Source organism: Pseudomonas sp. NY15372 (assembly GCF_048068215.1).
In the GTDB taxonomy this organism is placed as follows: domain Bacteria; phylum Pseudomonadota; class Gammaproteobacteria; order Pseudomonadales; family Pseudomonadaceae; genus Aquipseudomonas; species Aquipseudomonas guariconensis_A.
This window is the reverse complement of the sequence record NZ_JBLUPY010000027.1, coordinates 25,667-40,522: the sequence shown is the minus strand read 5'-3', so window position 1 is coordinate 40,522 and position 14,856 is coordinate 25,667. Positions and strand designations below refer to the sequence as shown.

Annotated in this window: 14 protein-coding genes, 1 tRNA gene and 1 pseudogene; 6 read left to right on the top strand and 10 right to left on the bottom strand. The window is 54.6% G+C overall.

The genetic code is table 11. The features are described 5' to 3' along the window. The first annotated feature begins 632 nt into the window (after positions 1–632). Both ACNFG0_RS17150 and ACNFG0_RS17145 read left to right on the top strand, forming a co-directional pair. Positions 633–1,913, top strand: a complete 1,281-nt coding sequence (locus tag ACNFG0_RS17150; RefSeq protein ID WP_416765740.1) for a hypothetical protein — start codon at positions 633–635, stop codon at positions 1,911–1,913. Beyond that, positions 1,914–3,026, top strand: coding sequence for a hypothetical protein (locus ACNFG0_RS17145; protein ID WP_416765739.1), 1,113 nt, complete (start codon positions 1,914–1,916; stop codon positions 3,024–3,026). It abuts the gene before it with no gap. A gap of 157 nt (positions 3,027–3,183) precedes the next feature. Here ACNFG0_RS17145 and ACNFG0_RS17140 read toward each other — a convergent pair whose 3' ends face one another. The 10 genes and pseudogenes from ACNFG0_RS17140 to ACNFG0_RS17095 form a co-directional block, all read right to left on the bottom strand. After that, positions 3,184–4,527: a hypothetical protein gene (locus ACNFG0_RS17140; RefSeq protein ID WP_416765737.1), complete on the bottom strand. Its 1,344-nt coding sequence runs from the start codon at positions 4,525–4,527 to the stop codon at positions 3,184–3,186. 9 nt (positions 4,528–4,536) lie between these two features. Continuing rightward, positions 4,537–5,556, bottom strand: coding sequence for a nucleoid-associated protein (locus tag ACNFG0_RS17135; RefSeq protein ID WP_416765736.1), 1,020 nt, complete (start codon positions 5,554–5,556; stop codon positions 4,537–4,539). Positions 5,557–6,015: 459 nt separating this feature from the next. After that, positions 6,016–6,870, bottom strand: a complete 855-nt coding sequence (locus ACNFG0_RS17130) for a hypothetical protein (protein ID WP_416765734.1) — start codon at positions 6,868–6,870, stop codon at positions 6,016–6,018. Positions 6,871–6,965: 95 nt separating this feature from the next. Next, a pseudogene (locus ACNFG0_RS17125) lies at positions 6,966–7,757 on the bottom strand (DNA/RNA helicase, superfamily II protein); the annotation flags it as partial. 63 nt (positions 7,758–7,820) lie between these two features. After that, positions 7,821–8,153: a helix-turn-helix transcriptional regulator gene (locus ACNFG0_RS17120; RefSeq protein ID WP_416309153.1), complete on the bottom strand. Its 333-nt coding sequence runs from the start codon at positions 8,151–8,153 to the stop codon at positions 7,821–7,823. Then, complete coding sequence (locus ACNFG0_RS17115) at positions 8,153–8,386, bottom strand: helix-turn-helix domain-containing protein (protein ID WP_266023741.1); 234 nt, start codon at positions 8,384–8,386, stop codon at positions 8,153–8,155. The genes ACNFG0_RS17120 and ACNFG0_RS17115 overlap by 1 nt, the downstream gene beginning before the upstream one ends. Before the next feature lie 82 nt (positions 8,387–8,468). Next, positions 8,469–9,317 (bottom strand): hypothetical protein, encoded by an 849-nt coding sequence (locus ACNFG0_RS17110; RefSeq protein WP_266023740.1) that lies wholly within the window; start codon positions 9,315–9,317, stop codon positions 8,469–8,471. 331 nt (positions 9,318–9,648) lie between these two features. Continuing rightward, positions 9,649–10,977: a tyrosine-type recombinase/integrase gene (locus ACNFG0_RS17105; RefSeq protein ID WP_416765731.1), complete on the bottom strand. Its 1,329-nt coding sequence runs from the start codon at positions 10,975–10,977 to the stop codon at positions 9,649–9,651. A gap of 161 nt (positions 10,978–11,138) precedes the next feature. Then, a tRNA-Thr gene (locus ACNFG0_RS17100) sits at positions 11,139–11,214 on the bottom strand. Positions 11,215–11,296: 82 nt separating this feature from the next. Next, positions 11,297–11,707 (bottom strand): pilin, encoded by a 411-nt coding sequence (locus ACNFG0_RS17095; RefSeq protein ID WP_196144446.1) that lies wholly within the window; start codon positions 11,705–11,707, stop codon positions 11,297–11,299. A 220-nt stretch (positions 11,708–11,927) separates the two neighbouring features. Here ACNFG0_RS17095 and ACNFG0_RS17090 point away from each other — a divergent pair, with 220 nt between their 5' ends. From ACNFG0_RS17090 to yacG, 4 genes are read left to right on the top strand one after another with little or no spacing between them, the layout of a single operon-like run. After that, on the top strand, positions 11,928–13,136 hold the full coding sequence (locus tag ACNFG0_RS17090; protein ID WP_416765729.1) for a type II secretion system F family protein: 1,209 nt from the start codon (positions 11,928–11,930) through the stop codon (positions 13,134–13,136). A 1-nt stretch (position 13,137) separates the two neighbouring features. Further along, entirely contained in the window at positions 13,138–14,004 is an 867-nt protein-coding gene (locus ACNFG0_RS17085) for a prepilin peptidase (RefSeq protein ID WP_416765727.1), read from the top strand. After that, positions 14,004–14,627: a dephospho-CoA kinase gene (gene coaE, locus ACNFG0_RS17080; RefSeq protein WP_196144449.1), complete on the top strand. Its 624-nt coding sequence runs from the start codon at positions 14,004–14,006 to the stop codon at positions 14,625–14,627. The genes ACNFG0_RS17085 and coaE overlap by 1 nt, the downstream gene beginning before the upstream one ends. Beyond that, positions 14,624–14,824: a DNA gyrase inhibitor YacG gene (gene yacG / locus ACNFG0_RS17075; protein ID WP_084857049.1), complete on the top strand. Its 201-nt coding sequence runs from the start codon at positions 14,624–14,626 to the stop codon at positions 14,822–14,824. The genes coaE and yacG overlap by 4 nt, the downstream gene beginning before the upstream one ends. The last annotated feature ends 32 nt before the right edge of the window (positions 14,825–14,856 follow it).

The window sequence follows — 14,856 nt, the reverse complement described above, 5'->3', positions numbered from 1 at the left end:
CTCAGCCGAATGAAACAGAAGACGGACATCCCAAGGAAAATCTCAGCTGCAGGGAAACCGCGAGTCCCCGTACCCGTGTAGGGAGGGGGGGTTGGGGAGGACCCAAAAACTGCAAATGTAGACGCTTAACCCGAGCACCTAAGCCAGTGAACTGACGCTAAAAAGGAGCTGTGCTGTTCTCGGTCCGAACCTCCGCAAAGCGACCAGAGTCCCCAGCCAGTTTGGGCAGTCCAGGGGCCTACAGCGCTGGTGGCTGAGCCGTTTTCGGGGCGTGGGGAGATTCAACGCTTAAAGTCGGTGTTCCTGGTGTTCTTGGTGTTCCAAAACCGCTGAAAGCTACAGACCACCGGACCTGTAGCCGAGGAACACAATTGAGCAAAGCGTGGAACACGAAGGTGCAGGAACACGAAATGTGTTCCGTGAATTGGCCTAGACCAATCAAACATAAACGTTTGCGGAGAGGAGACGATCTGAGCTAACGGAAGCTAAGAAATGGGTACCGCCCAGCGGCTTGAAACTAATCAAGGCAATGTGCCACTCTCGAATGTGCCCTATGGTGGGCTTGGCGTAGACCCTTTCGCAGTGCGCACCACCTGGTTGGCAGCCCTCACTCTCACTATGGTATTTTTCTCATGGATCGAAAAATAGCCGTGGCGCGTTGCCACGAAATCCAGTTGGCGATGAAGGATCGAGAAGCAGCTCGACTTGAGCGTATTCCTGAGATCGGCATGGCGGTTCAGCTAGCCCTCCATATCAGAGGGCTTCCTTTGTTGGATTATGAACTTGTTAAGTTGGTAGCCACGACGCTTATCGGAATCCCTCGGCTTGCGGTAGATAGAATCACAAGACTGTTAGCCGAAATCGAGTTCGTTCGTCTGGGCCAAGAAGGCAAGGCCATCAAGTCAGTGCTTCCCACAGTCCCTTATTTTGAAGAGCTCTACGACGGGCTCGGCGAGTATTTTGAAACTGAGTCTTGTCCCGACGAGTTTGAAACCTTAACCTTGCAAATTGTCGATCGGCTCGCTGGATCCCCTCATAACATCGACTCTCTAGCATCATCACTGGGCGCAGACCGTAAAGCATTCGACCATAGTGTAGAGATAGGAACAAAAAGTAGCTTCCTCATCCTTCAACGGCACCGCAGCCGCGATATTCTTATGAATCCAACTTACTTCACGGAGAACGCTGATATTTTCGCGGACCAGGTAGCTAAGGTTGGCGCAAAAACAGTTCAACGGACACTTGACCTCCTCAAACGCGCCCAAGGGTGGCCGCTTTCTCTCATAGAAAAAACTCAAGAGATTGGGGGCAAAAAAGTCAGCCCAGATGAAGTTGCATTACTTAAGCGTCTCGCACAAGACGGCATGGTTAAGCCTCCCTCCATCCTCACCTCTCATGCTGGTCAGGCGATATTCATGTTTACGCCCACGCCAGGACAAGTGAAAGTTAGCCCGCTTAAACGAGAGCAATATGAAAGAGCGCTTGCCATTGTTTCGGCGGTCAGACAGGGCGAATTGCTCCCTAACAAATACAGCATCCGGAACCCAGGTGCCCTGCTGTATAGATTGATGACTGACCTCCAGCTCAAACCAACAAGCGACTATGCAGAGCAATATAAAAATCTCGTAGTGTTACGCATCGCCAAACTTGAGAAGTTAAGTAACGGATGGCATCAACTTAAAATAATCGATACGCCGGAAAACAGAGAATCTCTAAAAATTGCGTACAAACTTGTCCAAGGTGAAAAAATCGCTGACCTAGACATCGACAAGGATGCGGTAGCAGCGATGACAGGGAACCAAGAATATGTGGAGTCGCTGGTAAGCTCCAAGTTGTTACGAGAGCGGGAAAAGATCACCCTTTCTGAAGAAACCCAGAATGAGGTGACTCAGCTACTCTTGGAGGGAATTTAAATGCTAAAAGACAGGGCTCAGAAGGCCACAGCACTAAAATTTTGTGTCTCTAAGCGTTGGCTCCCTCAACTTGAAGTTGAGATCGAATCGAACAATCGCCTGGGACAATCTAGATACTTACTGACGGATCTAGATGTCTTATCGATAAGCTCATCACCAGTTGGAATGCATAGCAAAATTGTCTTTGACTGTAAAAGTGGTATGCGCGAATCTGCCATTGGTAGAGCTTTTTGGCTAAAGGGTGTTATGACTAAAGTCGGCGCAGATCACGGATTCGTCGTTCTGAACTCAAAGTTGAAGCTGAGTCGTGACCATCGAATCAGTGCTTCTGAGCTTGGTGTATCTCTTTTGCATGACTCTGAGTTTGGAGATTTAGCCCAAGGTCTGGAAGGCTCCATTGATCTCCCCTATGACTATTCACTTATGGCAGATATCGAGGCGTGGGAGGAGTTTTTAGCGCTACGCTCCAGATCACCTGCTTTTGCTGAATACATGGGATATGCAACCAGCACCTTTTGGACGATCAAGGATTATGGTGAACAGTGCCGCAAAACCGTGGCCAGATTACGAAAATTACGACCCGAGTTAGATCCCTCCAAGAAAGAGCATTTAGCCATATTTGGCGACGCACTCTGTTTGTTCCTGATCTCCTTATCGAGCCTCGCAAATAGGTTATTCCTACTATTAATGCGACCGTCAGCGGCAGACGAGTTCTCTTCTGCGTTACTCGCGTCCGTGTACGGCGGCTATGAGAATCTGCAATCCGCAAAGAAAATTAGACAGCTAGCAACTGGGCAGTCTGACGATGCTGTAAGCATATTCCCTGATGTAGAGCGGTTCGAACAACTAGTGAGAGAAGTAGTTCAGGCTCCGCAGCAAGCCCTACCTGCGGCTCTCTTGGCTAGAGAGCTGGCTTTCAACTTCTTAAAAGACGTGCCAGAAACCGGTCTCCAAGTCGACATCTCTAACGAGTCACCTTATGCATCGAAATTTGTTCTCTTGGCAGCAGAATATCTTCAAAGAGCAACAAAGTTGCCGCCAGAATTTGCGAGCGCATATGTAGAGCGCTCGTTCTCCTTAATGAATAGGGCAATTATCAAAACTTCGCCGTGAAAATTGAACCAGCATATTGACTCAGACTTGCCGCTTATAGTAGGGCGAACAAGATCAAATAGCCATAACACTGGTTCAACTAGACACCGCTAGGGGGAAATTAGCCTCATCCCCCTAGGTTTCCCACGTTCACCACTCATAACGGTACCGATCGTGCCTAACAGCGGGCCATCCGGCTATGAAACTTATTAAGCAGATGAATTTTCACGCAACACCAGAATAAAGCTTTATCGACACCAACAATGACATCGCAAACTAAAAGCACTATAACTATCCAAGGGCGTTGCTGCATTACAACTTCATAAGCAGGCGAAAGCCACAATGCAACAGCTGGAGTTTTAATCCAAAAAACATAAATTGTAACCAACGTCAACACTGTCGACAAAGCAATCAGCGACCTTGCCATATTCAAGTTCAAATTACAATCAGAAGTTAGACTACTGAATATCAACCTAACCTCCTCGAATAACTTAGGCAACTCAAGCCGGAAGCGTCTTTCTTTCTGATTAACCTCTAATTTAATCGAGTTGATAGCAATCATTTGACTTCTAATCAACCAAATTATAATAACGAAAAATATCAAAGAAGAAGCCAGAACCGCTAAGTTAATAGTAACATAGCTTGGATCACTCGAGTCTTTCAGCTGCGTAGTTGCCAAAATGGTCGACACTGGAATAGCAAGGAGCTTTCCTTGAATCCCAATCAATAGCCCATTTAACTTAACACTGAACTCTCTCTTCTGCTCGTGTAGCTTATCCAAATCATTATTAAAAGAGAAATTCGATATAAACAACTCATAATTGTGTTGAGCATTTTCGAAAATCTCATCGCAATGACTGAGTAGGTGAGACAGACGATTAGCTTCATCGCAAGACTTTAGACTTGCGATTATTGCATTACGAATAATTCGCTTTTTCTCAGCAGTATGTATTGTATCAGCAAGTATCTGATTCAATATATTCAGACCACGGCGAACGACCTGCGCGCTGCGCTCCACAGTCTCCGAATGGACGCCATGCGTTATGTAAATTTTCTGATCATACGTTAAAAGTGCGAAGCGATTGCCAGCTGTCTCTATGATCGCTTCACCTTCCAGCCTTTTAAGAAGATCTGATGCCTCCACCACAGCTGGTACTACAACGTCGCCAGAGGGCGCCCAGGTCCGGAATCCAGAGTCCATAAGCGCGTAGTTTTCTGGCAGACAATGCAGTCGAAAGAGCGCTAGCAAGTCATTCTGGTCCCTTGCCAAGCAGACGGCAGCGCCCCGCGGAGGGACAATTCTGACCTCAATATTCTGACCTATAGCTACAGACGCTAAAGTGGTCAACTTACCGCCTTGGCGAACTTCCACTTCAGTGGTGTCGCTATTATTTAAGCGACACAGAATATCAAGTTGAGGTGTTTGTGCTAGGAAGCTCGTGCATAGCGCATAACCCGACCAGACCAGATCGCAGATATGGCTTAAACCTAGAAGCTCTTCCACCTCATCGATCGCAGTCACAGTCTGCCCCTACGCTTTGGGAATATTAGGCTTAATACTATCTGGCACACGTGTAATTACCAAATGATCATCCGCATTTAGATAGATAGTTTTATTCTCCAAAGCGACCTGCTCAAAAGACAAAGTATATTCTTTGTTTGGACCCGAAACTCGATACTTAAGTAAAGCCTTTAGAAATTTTGGAACTGCCTCAAATTCAGCAGGAATTTCAACCTTACTTTTTGCGACAAAGTCTATAAAGTTATCCGGATCCCCCGGCTCCAACTGATTTGCAACCTCACGTAGGGTTATAGGCTCGCCCTTTTCCGCCTTGCCATCCGCCCACTCTTGAATCGCACGACGACAATTCAGAGCTTCATCTTCTGTTTTAAACTCTTCACAATAATTCTTAATCAAAGCAACGAGCTGCTGGGTGTGTTTTGACGGATCGAGATACGCTTCTTCATCGATACCCAGCAGAGATTTGAAATAGCCCACCACGGTGTCTTTACGATTTTTTCCTTTTAGAAAAGACACATGAGGTGCTTGAGGGTCAAGATCTGCTTCCTTCCAACGCTGAATATCGACATTAGCTGCGAAGTGGAGTTTGTCGATATCAAGCGTATCAATCTCCTCCAAGTCCATCTGTTCATTAATGCCGATACCTTTTGCGTTTTTAATCAGAACAATCATAAGATTAGGCTGACCATCCAATAGATAATCTATGATAGTTAAGAAACCGCCTGTTGCAAGCGGTGCCTTTTCAAGTTCTATCTTAAGCTGGGAAAGAGCATCACGAGAAAACTGATAAAAACTCAGTTCATTACTGAAGTAGCGCTTCGTTTTCGTGTCAAACCAACTATCATTAAGAATTCGAGCATACGCCATGTTTCCCTCACCACGATAACTTGTGAGGATGGTTTTAACTAGGCTATCTGCTTTGGGGTCAGGTAGATCGATCTGTCGCTCCCTAGGCATCAACTCAACCAATTTATCGCGTTGATTCGTCACAACCTTGTGAAATACAAAACCTTGCAGCTGGAATTCCATGGTTATCCCTTTCTAAGACAAAGCGCCCGGCCGAGCGAGGCGGTAGCAAGCTATAGTGGCATGAAGCCACATATCTCTCCTAGGGTCCAGCTGCAAGGAAACCTGGACCTGTGCGCCTCTCAATTCTGTATATGCATACAGTACATTGCTAGCAGAGACGTCGCAAGCCCAGCTAAGACCTTGCTCGCAGGGCGGGGAAATGCCTTAGAGCACCGGCCTATCCTTGATCCTCCAGCCGAATAGCTTGCTTCGTATGGGGCGATGCCAGCCAAGCACAGGCTGACCGATAAAATCTAGGCCTTGGATTTACTAACCCCAAGACGTGAACAGCCACATTCACGTCATTCGGGCCTCTGCTATGCTGTGTGTAAAAAATAAGTACGGATCAAAACACCACAACAAATTAATTCTGAAGTGGTGTTTTAAGCCGTTGTGAGTATGACACTACAGATATCAAAGTCAGATGTTAATTAGCTGATCAAACTTAATTTTGCTACGTTGCTCCATGATTCGTCGGTGGGATATGAAATTAGACTTCGTTGGAGAAACGGTCGGAATATAGAAATCGGCCAAACCATCACTACGCCCCAGCAATTTCTCAACTGCTGAAAGATGAGCAGCTAGAGTTCCCAACTCAAGTGCGGCCCTCTCAAACCTATCAGCCCAATAGAACCGAGCAGCTTGAAGGAGCTGCGAATCCAGAGAGTCAATTTCGGACTGTTTCTCTTCAATTGCATTATCCAATTCCGAGAGTTGAGTAATGAGTGCAGACGAAACCGTACTAGCACCTTGAACCGCCTGCCTCATCACTGCCAGTGCATGGGAGGCTTTGTGCAGCAACCCTTCTGCTTTACGCTCAGTCGAGCCATCACTTTCCACCATCGCCCGAGCGTATGCTTGCGCGGCTTCATGCTCGCCGTCCTCAGCAGCTTTTAACTCGTGATCATGCTTTTTAATGACAGCTTCTCTTTTCAACTCAAGCGTCTCACGCTTGTCACGCAAAATTCTCATTTCGCTCTGAGCTTTGGCTATGCTCTTCTTTGCACGCCGCACATCATCAGAGGCGGACTGCACACCTTCATCCCAATTTACCAATCCTTGGAGCCGTGCAATTTCTCGGACAAGCTCGTCTATTCTGACTTTGGCATTCGAATAAGGGCTTATCTGATCCCGAGGATAGACAGGTCTTCCCTGACGGCTGTTGGCGAATATATTTTCTGCCTCGTCAGCGACGGCCTTTAATCTAGGAAGATCTTTCTTCAAGCTTGCTAGTTCAGCTTGATATTCTTTCAGCATGGACGAATTTGTGCTCATTATGAACTCCAATAATTAAATTTAGGTAAGCGCAGGCGTAGGCAGGCCGAGCCTATAAGTGGCCACGAATCTCCCCAATAGCTGAATGCTATTATTTAATCGCTAAGCAATGCGTTTGAATTTACAACATAAACCCGTCCTTTCGGCATACCGGGTAGTGTCACGGATTGGGCTGCTTTTCCGTCTCCGCTCGGCTCAAGTATTCCGCGCGCGACCAGCTCTCTATTTACATTTCGCAAGTTCATTCCTTTAAAAACCTCATCACGCCAAGTTGTGCCGAGGAAGTAATAGGTCACCGGCGTATATAGAGAGTCACCGATGCCATGATCCATAGTCCTGCGAAAGCCAAGCCGGTCTGCTGTACGTGGCGCATGGTCATCGGTCTTTGCCGCGATAGAATCCCATCGCGTAAAGCGACTTTCTCCGTAGCGCTCCACCATGCCGCGCAGTCTGGCCACGATAGCGTCACCTTCCAGGTTTCCAGCACCGCCACGTTCAGCCAACCAAGCATCCAAGCACACGCGCGCGGATTGCAGCGCTAGACCGTCTGGCCATCCTGTAACGCCCAAGGCTGTGGCCAACTCACCCGCCGCCGCTGCCAGTCCGAAGCGAGTTGCGGCACGCTGTGCCTGGCCGCTGGCGCTGGCAGGTAATGCCTCAGTGGTAAACCGCTCCAGAGTGCTGCGCACCATGGCCGCATATGCCCGCAACTTACCGGGCTCACAGAGGGCCGACAGGAAAGCCAGGGCAGGCGTGCCATAGCATCGGCTAACCCGGGCCTTGAGCGCATCCGACAGCGCGGCGGCATCGTCGAAGCCATGCAGCTCTTCGAAAAGCCCTAGCCCTTTGCTCGCGTCAGCCGGTACAGCAAGCAGTCGCACCTCCATAAAGGGCAAAGCCAATTCCGTATGTGTCGAAGAAGGGACCCGTAAAGGGCGTACGAGCGGGTCTCATGCAGTGATCCCCCGCGCTTCAATACGTGCACGCGCCCAGCGCTGCACCTCTGCAAGAACGAAACCCACTGGCGCTCCCCGTGACGTGCTGTTGCTCAACGGCACGGGGCGAGGAAAGGTCGGATCGTCCTTGAGCCGCTTGTAAATAGTTGCGCGAGCTAAGCCGGTCATAGCCACCACATCGGGGAAGCGAATAAGCGTGGCAGCAGGGTCAAAGCCTGGAGCTTGATCGATACTCTGGCGCAGATTGCGCCCCGATATGCCGTCGCCAAGCAATCGGGCAGTGCTCGAGCGGGCGGGATTTTTGCCCATGGTTTGATGCGCGGACATTAGATTTCCCCCCGAGGCGCGGAGGGGGTGTGGTGCCGGTCTGCTAGCCAGGCGAACAGCTCGGTGCGCTGATAACGGATACGCGCGCCGCAGCGGATGAAGGGGAGAGAGTGGCGACCAGTGCTGCGCCAGGTGGCCAGGGTCTTGACCGATAGGCCCAACAATTGGGCCGCCTGGTCAGGCGTGAGAAGGTCAGCAGGTGAGACAGTTGTTACAGTTCGATTGAGTTGCATGGGATGCCCCGGAGATGATGAAATCAACGGAGGCGAAGATAAGAAGGTGGCGGGAAGTGAACTAGGTTCACTTCCCTGTAATTTAGGCAGGAGGCAAAACACCCCCCTGGCGTAGCACTGACCGTATGCTCTTTGAACCAAGGGTTTCCGCAACGGCCATGCCCGAGATGATCCCTGTGATTTCACCGGGCGACCTACCAGACGCGAGTAGCTCCCGGCCTGCATCACAAATGGCCCTGTCGCGCTCGGCATTCTTCTCCTGCCTGGCTGCCCCGCTTCGCTCTCCAGCTTTTCTGCCTACAGCTGCGCGTGAAGTCTTTAAAGCTCGCTCGCTAATCCGTTTCAGTGCAGCAGGTGGGATACTTGAGTCCCGATAAAGCTCAGCGATGACAATGGAATTGCGTGCGCGTCCCAGCAGATCGGCAGCCGATTCCCGTGCCTCGATCTCGGCGATCGAATCTTTAATGCGGTAATCATTAACAATGGTGGCGTAAACCTCAGGGTAATTAATTCTTGTATCGTCAATAAGCGCACGCCCACTCGCTTCGAACATATCGTCAGCCAGTTGCGCTTGCCATTCGCGAAGAACATTTATCGCCCGACAGCCATAAGCCATAGCGAGGGCTGCCGCAAGTTGGGAGTCAGTTATGCGGCTATCGGACGAAGCGACAAGGCGCGCAGCAGAAGGTACATCTAGCGATAGCGATGCAACAAAACCCCACTCCGTCCGCTGCTCAATGGTATACAGCCTTCGACTTATCTCTGCAGCCGCCTCAATCGCCCATTCTTCGCGCTCATGAGGGCGCCACATTTCGACACCAGTCGCCACTAGATCAAGCGCTTCATTGAAGCGCTCGGCGAATTCGCCATAAAGCGGCAACCACTCCAACTCCAACTCAAGCTCGTCGAGGTCGAGGTTCAGAGGACTCATTAATTTGCCAAGAGTCATAGCAATGAGCCGTTAGCTATTTGACGATCCCCACGCCCCAATTGGCGCAGACAAAGCCGCGCCGGGCCGTGCTTGAATGCGTGGGCGCATCGGAAGAGCGGCCAGCAGGACGGGGAGGAAGCTTGCGTTGGCGTAGACGGGCGCACGGGCCGAGCCGCCTCGTTCAGAGAACACCTTGGGTGCTCCGGCGTCTTCGTGTTCCGCCGTTCAGGCAAAGGTGTTCCTTGGCTACAGACCTCGTGTTTTTTGGCTTCCAGCGTTCTTGGAACACCAAGAACACCAAGAACACCTGCTTTTAATCGAATACTTGTTTTCATTGCCGTCCATTCATGCCAAATGCCCCACGCACCACATTGCTTACTCCCTCCCCGATGCGAGCAAAGTCATAAGGCGTGATGTGCTTCTCTCGATTGGCATCCAGATAGTCGGCCCACCACTGAACCATGAGCCGGCGTTCTTCAATGTACTCAGCTTTGTGAATGTATGCCGCCCGCACGCTGTTACGCTCTTGGTGGCTCATCTGACGCTCTACTGCGTCCTTGCTCCACAGTCCCGACTCGACGAGCGCGGAACAGGCCATCGCCCGGAACCCATGGCCACACACCTCAGTTTTGGTGTCGTAGCCCATGCGTCGAAGCGCCTTGTTCACCGTGTTTTCACTCATGGGCTTCCAGTGGTTGCTGTCACCAGCGAACACCAGGTCGAAGCGTCCGGTGAGCTGCCGCACCTGCTCGAGCGTGGCCAAGGCCTGGTGACTGAGAGGTACCAGGTGGGGCGTGCTCATCTTGGAGCCGCGATGCGAGTTCTTCACACCCTCGATCTCCTGGCGCTCCCCGGGGATCTCCCACATGGAGCGACCGGCGTCGATCTCTGGCCAGCGCGCAAACCGCAACTCGCTGGATCGAATAAAAACCAGCAGGGTGAGCTGGGTGGCCAGCCGTGTCAGCGGCCGACCAGTGTCGCTGTCGATTCGTTGCAGCAGCTCAGGCAGCCGATCCAGCGCCAGCGCAGGTCGGTGGATGGTCTTGCGTGTAGCAGTTGCGCCCTGTAGGTCGACTGCAGGGTTCGTGTCGATGTGCCCGTGCTGGACAGCCATGCGCATGATCCCAGTCATGTACTGCCGTAGCCGACCGGCAGTGTCCAGAACTTCACGCTTCTCCACAGCCTTGAGCGGCGCCAGCAGGTCGCGGGTCTTGAGGCCGGCCACCGGTCGCCGGCCCAGGGCCGGGAGTAGGTAAGTTTCGATCCGCCGCCACACCGTCGCGGCATGACCTGGGGACCACTTCTTAGAGCAGGCGTCGTGCCAGTCCTTGGCCAGCACGCCGAAGGTGTTGGCCCTCGCGTTCGCCGCTTCGACCCTCCCCTGCCTGGCGCTCTCAATCGGGTCTTTACCATGCGCCAACAACTCCAGCGCTTCGGCTCGGCGCGCACGAGCGGCTTTGAGTGTTAGCGCTGGATAGTTGCCGAAGGTGGCCAGCCCCTCTCTGCCATCCGGCCGCTTGAACTTCATGCGCCAGATCTTGCTGCCGTTCTTCTTGACCAGCAGGAACAGGCCCTGACCGTCAAACAGGGTGTAATCCTTGTCCCGCGGCTTCGCGGCCTCGCATTTTGGGTCTGAGAGGGGCGTAACGGTGCGTGCCATAGGTATACGTTTTCTCGTCGAACCGATGTATACCCTAACGTATACCTAAAATCGGTATATGCCTAGAGACAGAACGAGACAGCCAGAGACAAGAAAGCCCGCATTTGGCGGGCTTTTCAGGGGGTTCCGTGTACAAGAAGAGACGTATCGGAACAGTTGACTGGTGCCGGAGACAGGAATCGAACCTGCGACCTTCGCGTTACGAGTGCGCTGCTCTACCGACTGAGCTACACCGGCGTGAGCGCAACGCTACCACTGCCGCGGGCGTTACGCAAACCTCTGTTTCCCTTCGCTTATTCCCGCGCCCCTGGCGCCCGCATCAGGCGCCCTTGCAGCCATTCGGGGCGAGGTCTTCTTCCACCGTGGTGGTGCAGCGCCAGCCAGTGGTGGTGCGGGTCAAGGTGAGGGTCTTGCCGAGCACGTTGGCCGGTGCATCGGCGAGGGTGCAGGTGATTGCCGCGGTGCCGTCGGCTGCGGTACCACGGGCGGTGATGGCGCAGTGGGCGGTGGTGGGCTGGCCGCCGAGGGCGTTGACGTCGGCAACGTCCTTGCCTTCGTTCAGGCGCAGTTCCATCGCGGTCTTGAGTGCGGAGATTTCCGCAAGGCCAGCGCTGGCTTTGGCGCGGGCTTGCTGGTTGGTGTACATGGGAATGGCGATGGTCGCCACGATGCCGATGATCGCCACGACGATCATCAGCTCGATCAGGGTGATGCCCCGTTGCCCTTTCATGAACGCTTTTCCTTGTTGATACGGCTATGCCTTGGATCCAATCTCGGACACCTAGGACAGACAGGCGCGCAGTAGAGCCGAACCGACACCTTTTGTCACCCCTGCCCGCCTGGATGCCGGGCTCGCTGGACTACTCTAGTGACCAACAGGGAAACCCGCCCGGCCATGGGCACGGCAAGCTGTTACGGGGCTTGTCGGCATTGCAACATAGGACGTTTGCATGAGCCATTCGACACGCTTGTACGCCTGGGAAGGCACCACCATCAACGGCAACAGAATCAACGGCCGCACCGAGGGGCGCAGCTTGGCGTTCGTGCGGGCCGACCTGCAGCGCCAGGGCATTCGCGTGGGGCGGGTGCGGCCGGCGGGCCGCCTGCAATGGCGCTGGCCAGCTGGCCGTGGCAAGGCAGATGCGGCGGGGTTCAGCCGGCAGTTGGCGACCTTGCTCAAGGCCGGCGTGCCGCTGCTGCAGGCGTTCGAGGTGATGGGGCGCAGCGGGGGCGACGAACACTTGGGGCGGTTGCTGGCGCAATTGCAACAGGATGTTGGCGCGGGGCTGGGGCTGGCCGAGGCGCTGCAACGTCACCCGGCGTGGTTCGACCGGCTGTACTGCAACCTGGTGCGCATGGGTGAGCAGTCCGGCACGCTGGACGGGCAGCTCGAGCAGTTGGCGGGCATGCTGGAACAGCGCCAGGCGCTGCAGCGTCGGGTGCGCAAGGCGATGCTCTACCCGTTGCTGCTGTTGCTGACCGGGCTGGGGGTGTCGGCGCTGTTGCTGCTGGAGGTGGTGCCGCGGTTCCAGGGGTTGTTCGCCAGCTTCGATTCATCGCTGCCGGCGTTTACGCAATGGGTGATCGACTTATCAACAGGGCTTGGGCGGTATGCGCCCTGGGTAGCGGCGACGGTTGTGTTGTTGGCAGCGGGCGTGCGCGAGCTTCATCGGCGTCATGCGCCGGCACGCTTGTGGATAGCACGCCAGGCGTTGCGGGTGCCGGTGCTGGGCAAGCTGCTGGGGCAAGCGGCGTTGGCGCGCTTTGCGCGGGGCCTGGCCACGGCCTATGGGGCTGGGGTGCCATTGCTCGATGCACTGGGCACGGTGGCGACGGTGTGTGGTGGGCCGGTGCATGAGCAGGCGGTCTTGCGCTTGCGGCTGGCCATGGGCAATGGCCAGGGGTTGCATCAGGCGATGGCGGCGGACCCGCTGTTCCCGCCCTTGCTGGTGCAGCTGGCGGCGATCGGTGAATCCAGCGGCACGCTCGACCAGATGCTGAAAAAAGCCGCCACACATTACGAAGAACAGGTCAGCCAGGCCCTCGACCAGTTGACCAGCCTGCTGGAGCCCGCCATCGTGCTGGTCCTCGGCGTGGTGGTGGGTGGCCTGGTGGTCGCCATGTACTTGCCGATCTTCCAGTTGGGTAACTTGGTCTGACATGAATCTCTGGACTTTTTTCGCCGGGCAGCCGGCACTGTTTCTGGCCTTCGCAGGCTTGTTGGGGTTGCTGGTCGGGAGCTTCATCAATGTGGTGGCGTATCGGCTGCCGATCATGCTCGAGCGCCAATGGCAGCGGGAGGCGCAGGAGGTGCTTGGCCTGCCCGTGCAGGAACACGAGCGCTTCGACCTGTGCCTGCCGGCGTCGCGCTGTTCCCATTGCGGGCATCGTATTCGTGCCTGGGAGAATATCCCGGTGCTCAGTTACCTCGCCCTGCGTGGGCGTTGCTCGGCGTGCAAGGCCGCCATCGGCATCCGCTACCCGCTGGTGGAACTGGGGTGCGCGGTGCTTTCGGTGGTGGTGGCGTGGCAGTTCGGGCCGACGCTCCAGACGCTGCTTGGGTTGGTGCTGACCTGGAGCCTGTTGAGCCTGAGCCTGATCGACAGCGATCACCAGTTATTGCCCGATGCGCTGGTCAAGCCGGTGCTGTGGCTGGGGCTGGCCTGCAACGCCTTTGGCTTGTTCGTGCCTCTGTCAGCGGCCGTGTGGGGGGCAATAATCGGCTACCTGAGCCTTTGGGCAGTGTATTGGCTGTTCAAGCTGGTCACTGGCAAGGAGGGGCTGGGCTATGGCGATTTCAAACTGCTGGCATTGATCGGTGCCTGGGGTGGCTGGCATGTGCTGCCGCTGACGCTGTTGTTGTCGTCGGTGGTGGGGGCGGTGATCGGCGTGTGCTTGCTGCGCCTGCGCAAGGCGTCGATGGGCTCGACCATGCCTTTTGGGCCGTATCTGGCCATTGCGGGCTGGATCGCGATGCTCTGGGGTGATGAAATATACATCTCTTACATGCAACTGCTTGGAAACTGATGACCACTGCGGCATTTACCCCTTGGATTCTCGGGCTCACCGGCGGCATCGGCAGCGGCAAGAGCGCCGCGGCAGCGCGTTTCGTGGAGCTGGGTGTGCACCTGGTCGATGCCGACCAGGCGGCGCGTTGGGTCGTGGAGCCTGGCCGGCCGGCATTGGCGAGCATCGTCGAGCGCTTCGGGCCCGGCGTGCTGCAGGGCGATGGGCAACTTGACCGCGCGGCGTTGCGCCAGCTGATCTTTGCCGACCCCACTCAGCGCCGCTGGCTGGAGGAACTGCTGCACCCATTGATCGGGCAGGAGATCTTCAGCTACTTGGCCAAAGCCGAGTCGCCCTATGCGATCTATGTCTCGCCGCTGTTGGTGGAGTCTGGCCAGATCGAGAAAACCCAGCGGGTGTTGGTGATCGATGCGCCGCAAGAGCTGCAGGTCCAGCGCACCCTGGCGCGAGACAACACCAGCCCCGAGCAGGTGCAGGCGATCCTCAAGGCCCAGGCGGCCCGCGAGGAGCGGTTGCGCCATGCCGATGACGTGGTGGTCAATGACCGGGACCTTGGCTGGTTGCATGAGCAGATCGACCGTCTGCACCACTTTTACCTGACGTTACGAGGAGGCCAGCCATGAGCCAGCCGATGACTGTGGACTGCCCGACCTGCGGTGCACCTGTGGAATGGAGCGAGAAGAGCCCGTTCCGGCCGTTTTGTTCCGATCGTTGCAAGTTGATCGACCTAGGGGCCTGGGCGGCTGAGGAGCATAAGATTCCGGGAGCGGATGAGTCGGAGGATGAGCTTTATTCTGGGGATCTTGAGCCTCGGCATTGAGGAAGTCCCGATCATTCGTGTAGTTGGGGCCG

Excerpts from the sequence above, each read along its gene's own strand:
- ACNFG0_RS17150 (WP_416765740.1), top strand. The coding sequence starts at position 633 with ATGGATCGAAAAATAGCCGTGGCGCGTTGCCACGAAATCCAGTTGGCG.
- ACNFG0_RS17145 (WP_416765739.1), top strand. The coding sequence starts at position 1,914 with ATGCTAAAAGACAGGGCTCAGAAGGCCACAGCACTAAAATTTTGTGTC.
- ACNFG0_RS17135 (WP_416765736.1), bottom strand. The coding sequence starts at position 5,556 with ATGGAATTCCAGCTGCAAGGTTTTGTATTTCACAAGGTTGTGACGAAT.
- ACNFG0_RS17130 (WP_416765734.1), bottom strand. The coding sequence starts at position 6,870 with ATGAGCACAAATTCGTCCATGCTGAAAGAATATCAAGCTGAACTAGCA.
- ACNFG0_RS17120 (WP_416309153.1), bottom strand. The coding sequence starts at position 8,153 with ATGTCCGCGCATCAAACCATGGGCAAAAATCCCGCCCGCTCGAGCACT.
- ACNFG0_RS17115 (WP_266023741.1), bottom strand. The coding sequence starts at position 8,386 with ATGCAACTCAATCGAACTGTAACAACTGTCTCACCTGCTGACCTTCTC.
- ACNFG0_RS17110 (WP_266023740.1), bottom strand. The coding sequence starts at position 9,317 with ATGAGTCCTCTGAACCTCGACCTCGACGAGCTTGAGTTGGAGTTGGAG.
- ACNFG0_RS17105 (WP_416765731.1), bottom strand. The coding sequence starts at position 10,977 with ATGGCACGCACCGTTACGCCCCTCTCAGACCCAAAATGCGAGGCCGCG.
- ACNFG0_RS17095 (WP_196144446.1), bottom strand. The coding sequence starts at position 11,707 with ATGAAAGGGCAACGGGGCATCACCCTGATCGAGCTGATGATCGTCGTG.
- ACNFG0_RS17090 (WP_416765729.1), top strand. The coding sequence starts at position 11,928 with ATGAGCCATTCGACACGCTTGTACGCCTGGGAAGGCACCACCATCAAC.
- ACNFG0_RS17085 (WP_416765727.1), top strand. The coding sequence starts at position 13,138 with ATGAATCTCTGGACTTTTTTCGCCGGGCAGCCGGCACTGTTTCTGGCC.
- coaE (WP_196144449.1), top strand. The coding sequence starts at position 14,004 with ATGACCACTGCGGCATTTACCCCTTGGATTCTCGGGCTCACCGGCGGC.
- yacG (WP_084857049.1), top strand. The coding sequence starts at position 14,624 with ATGAGCCAGCCGATGACTGTGGACTGCCCGACCTGCGGTGCACCTGTG.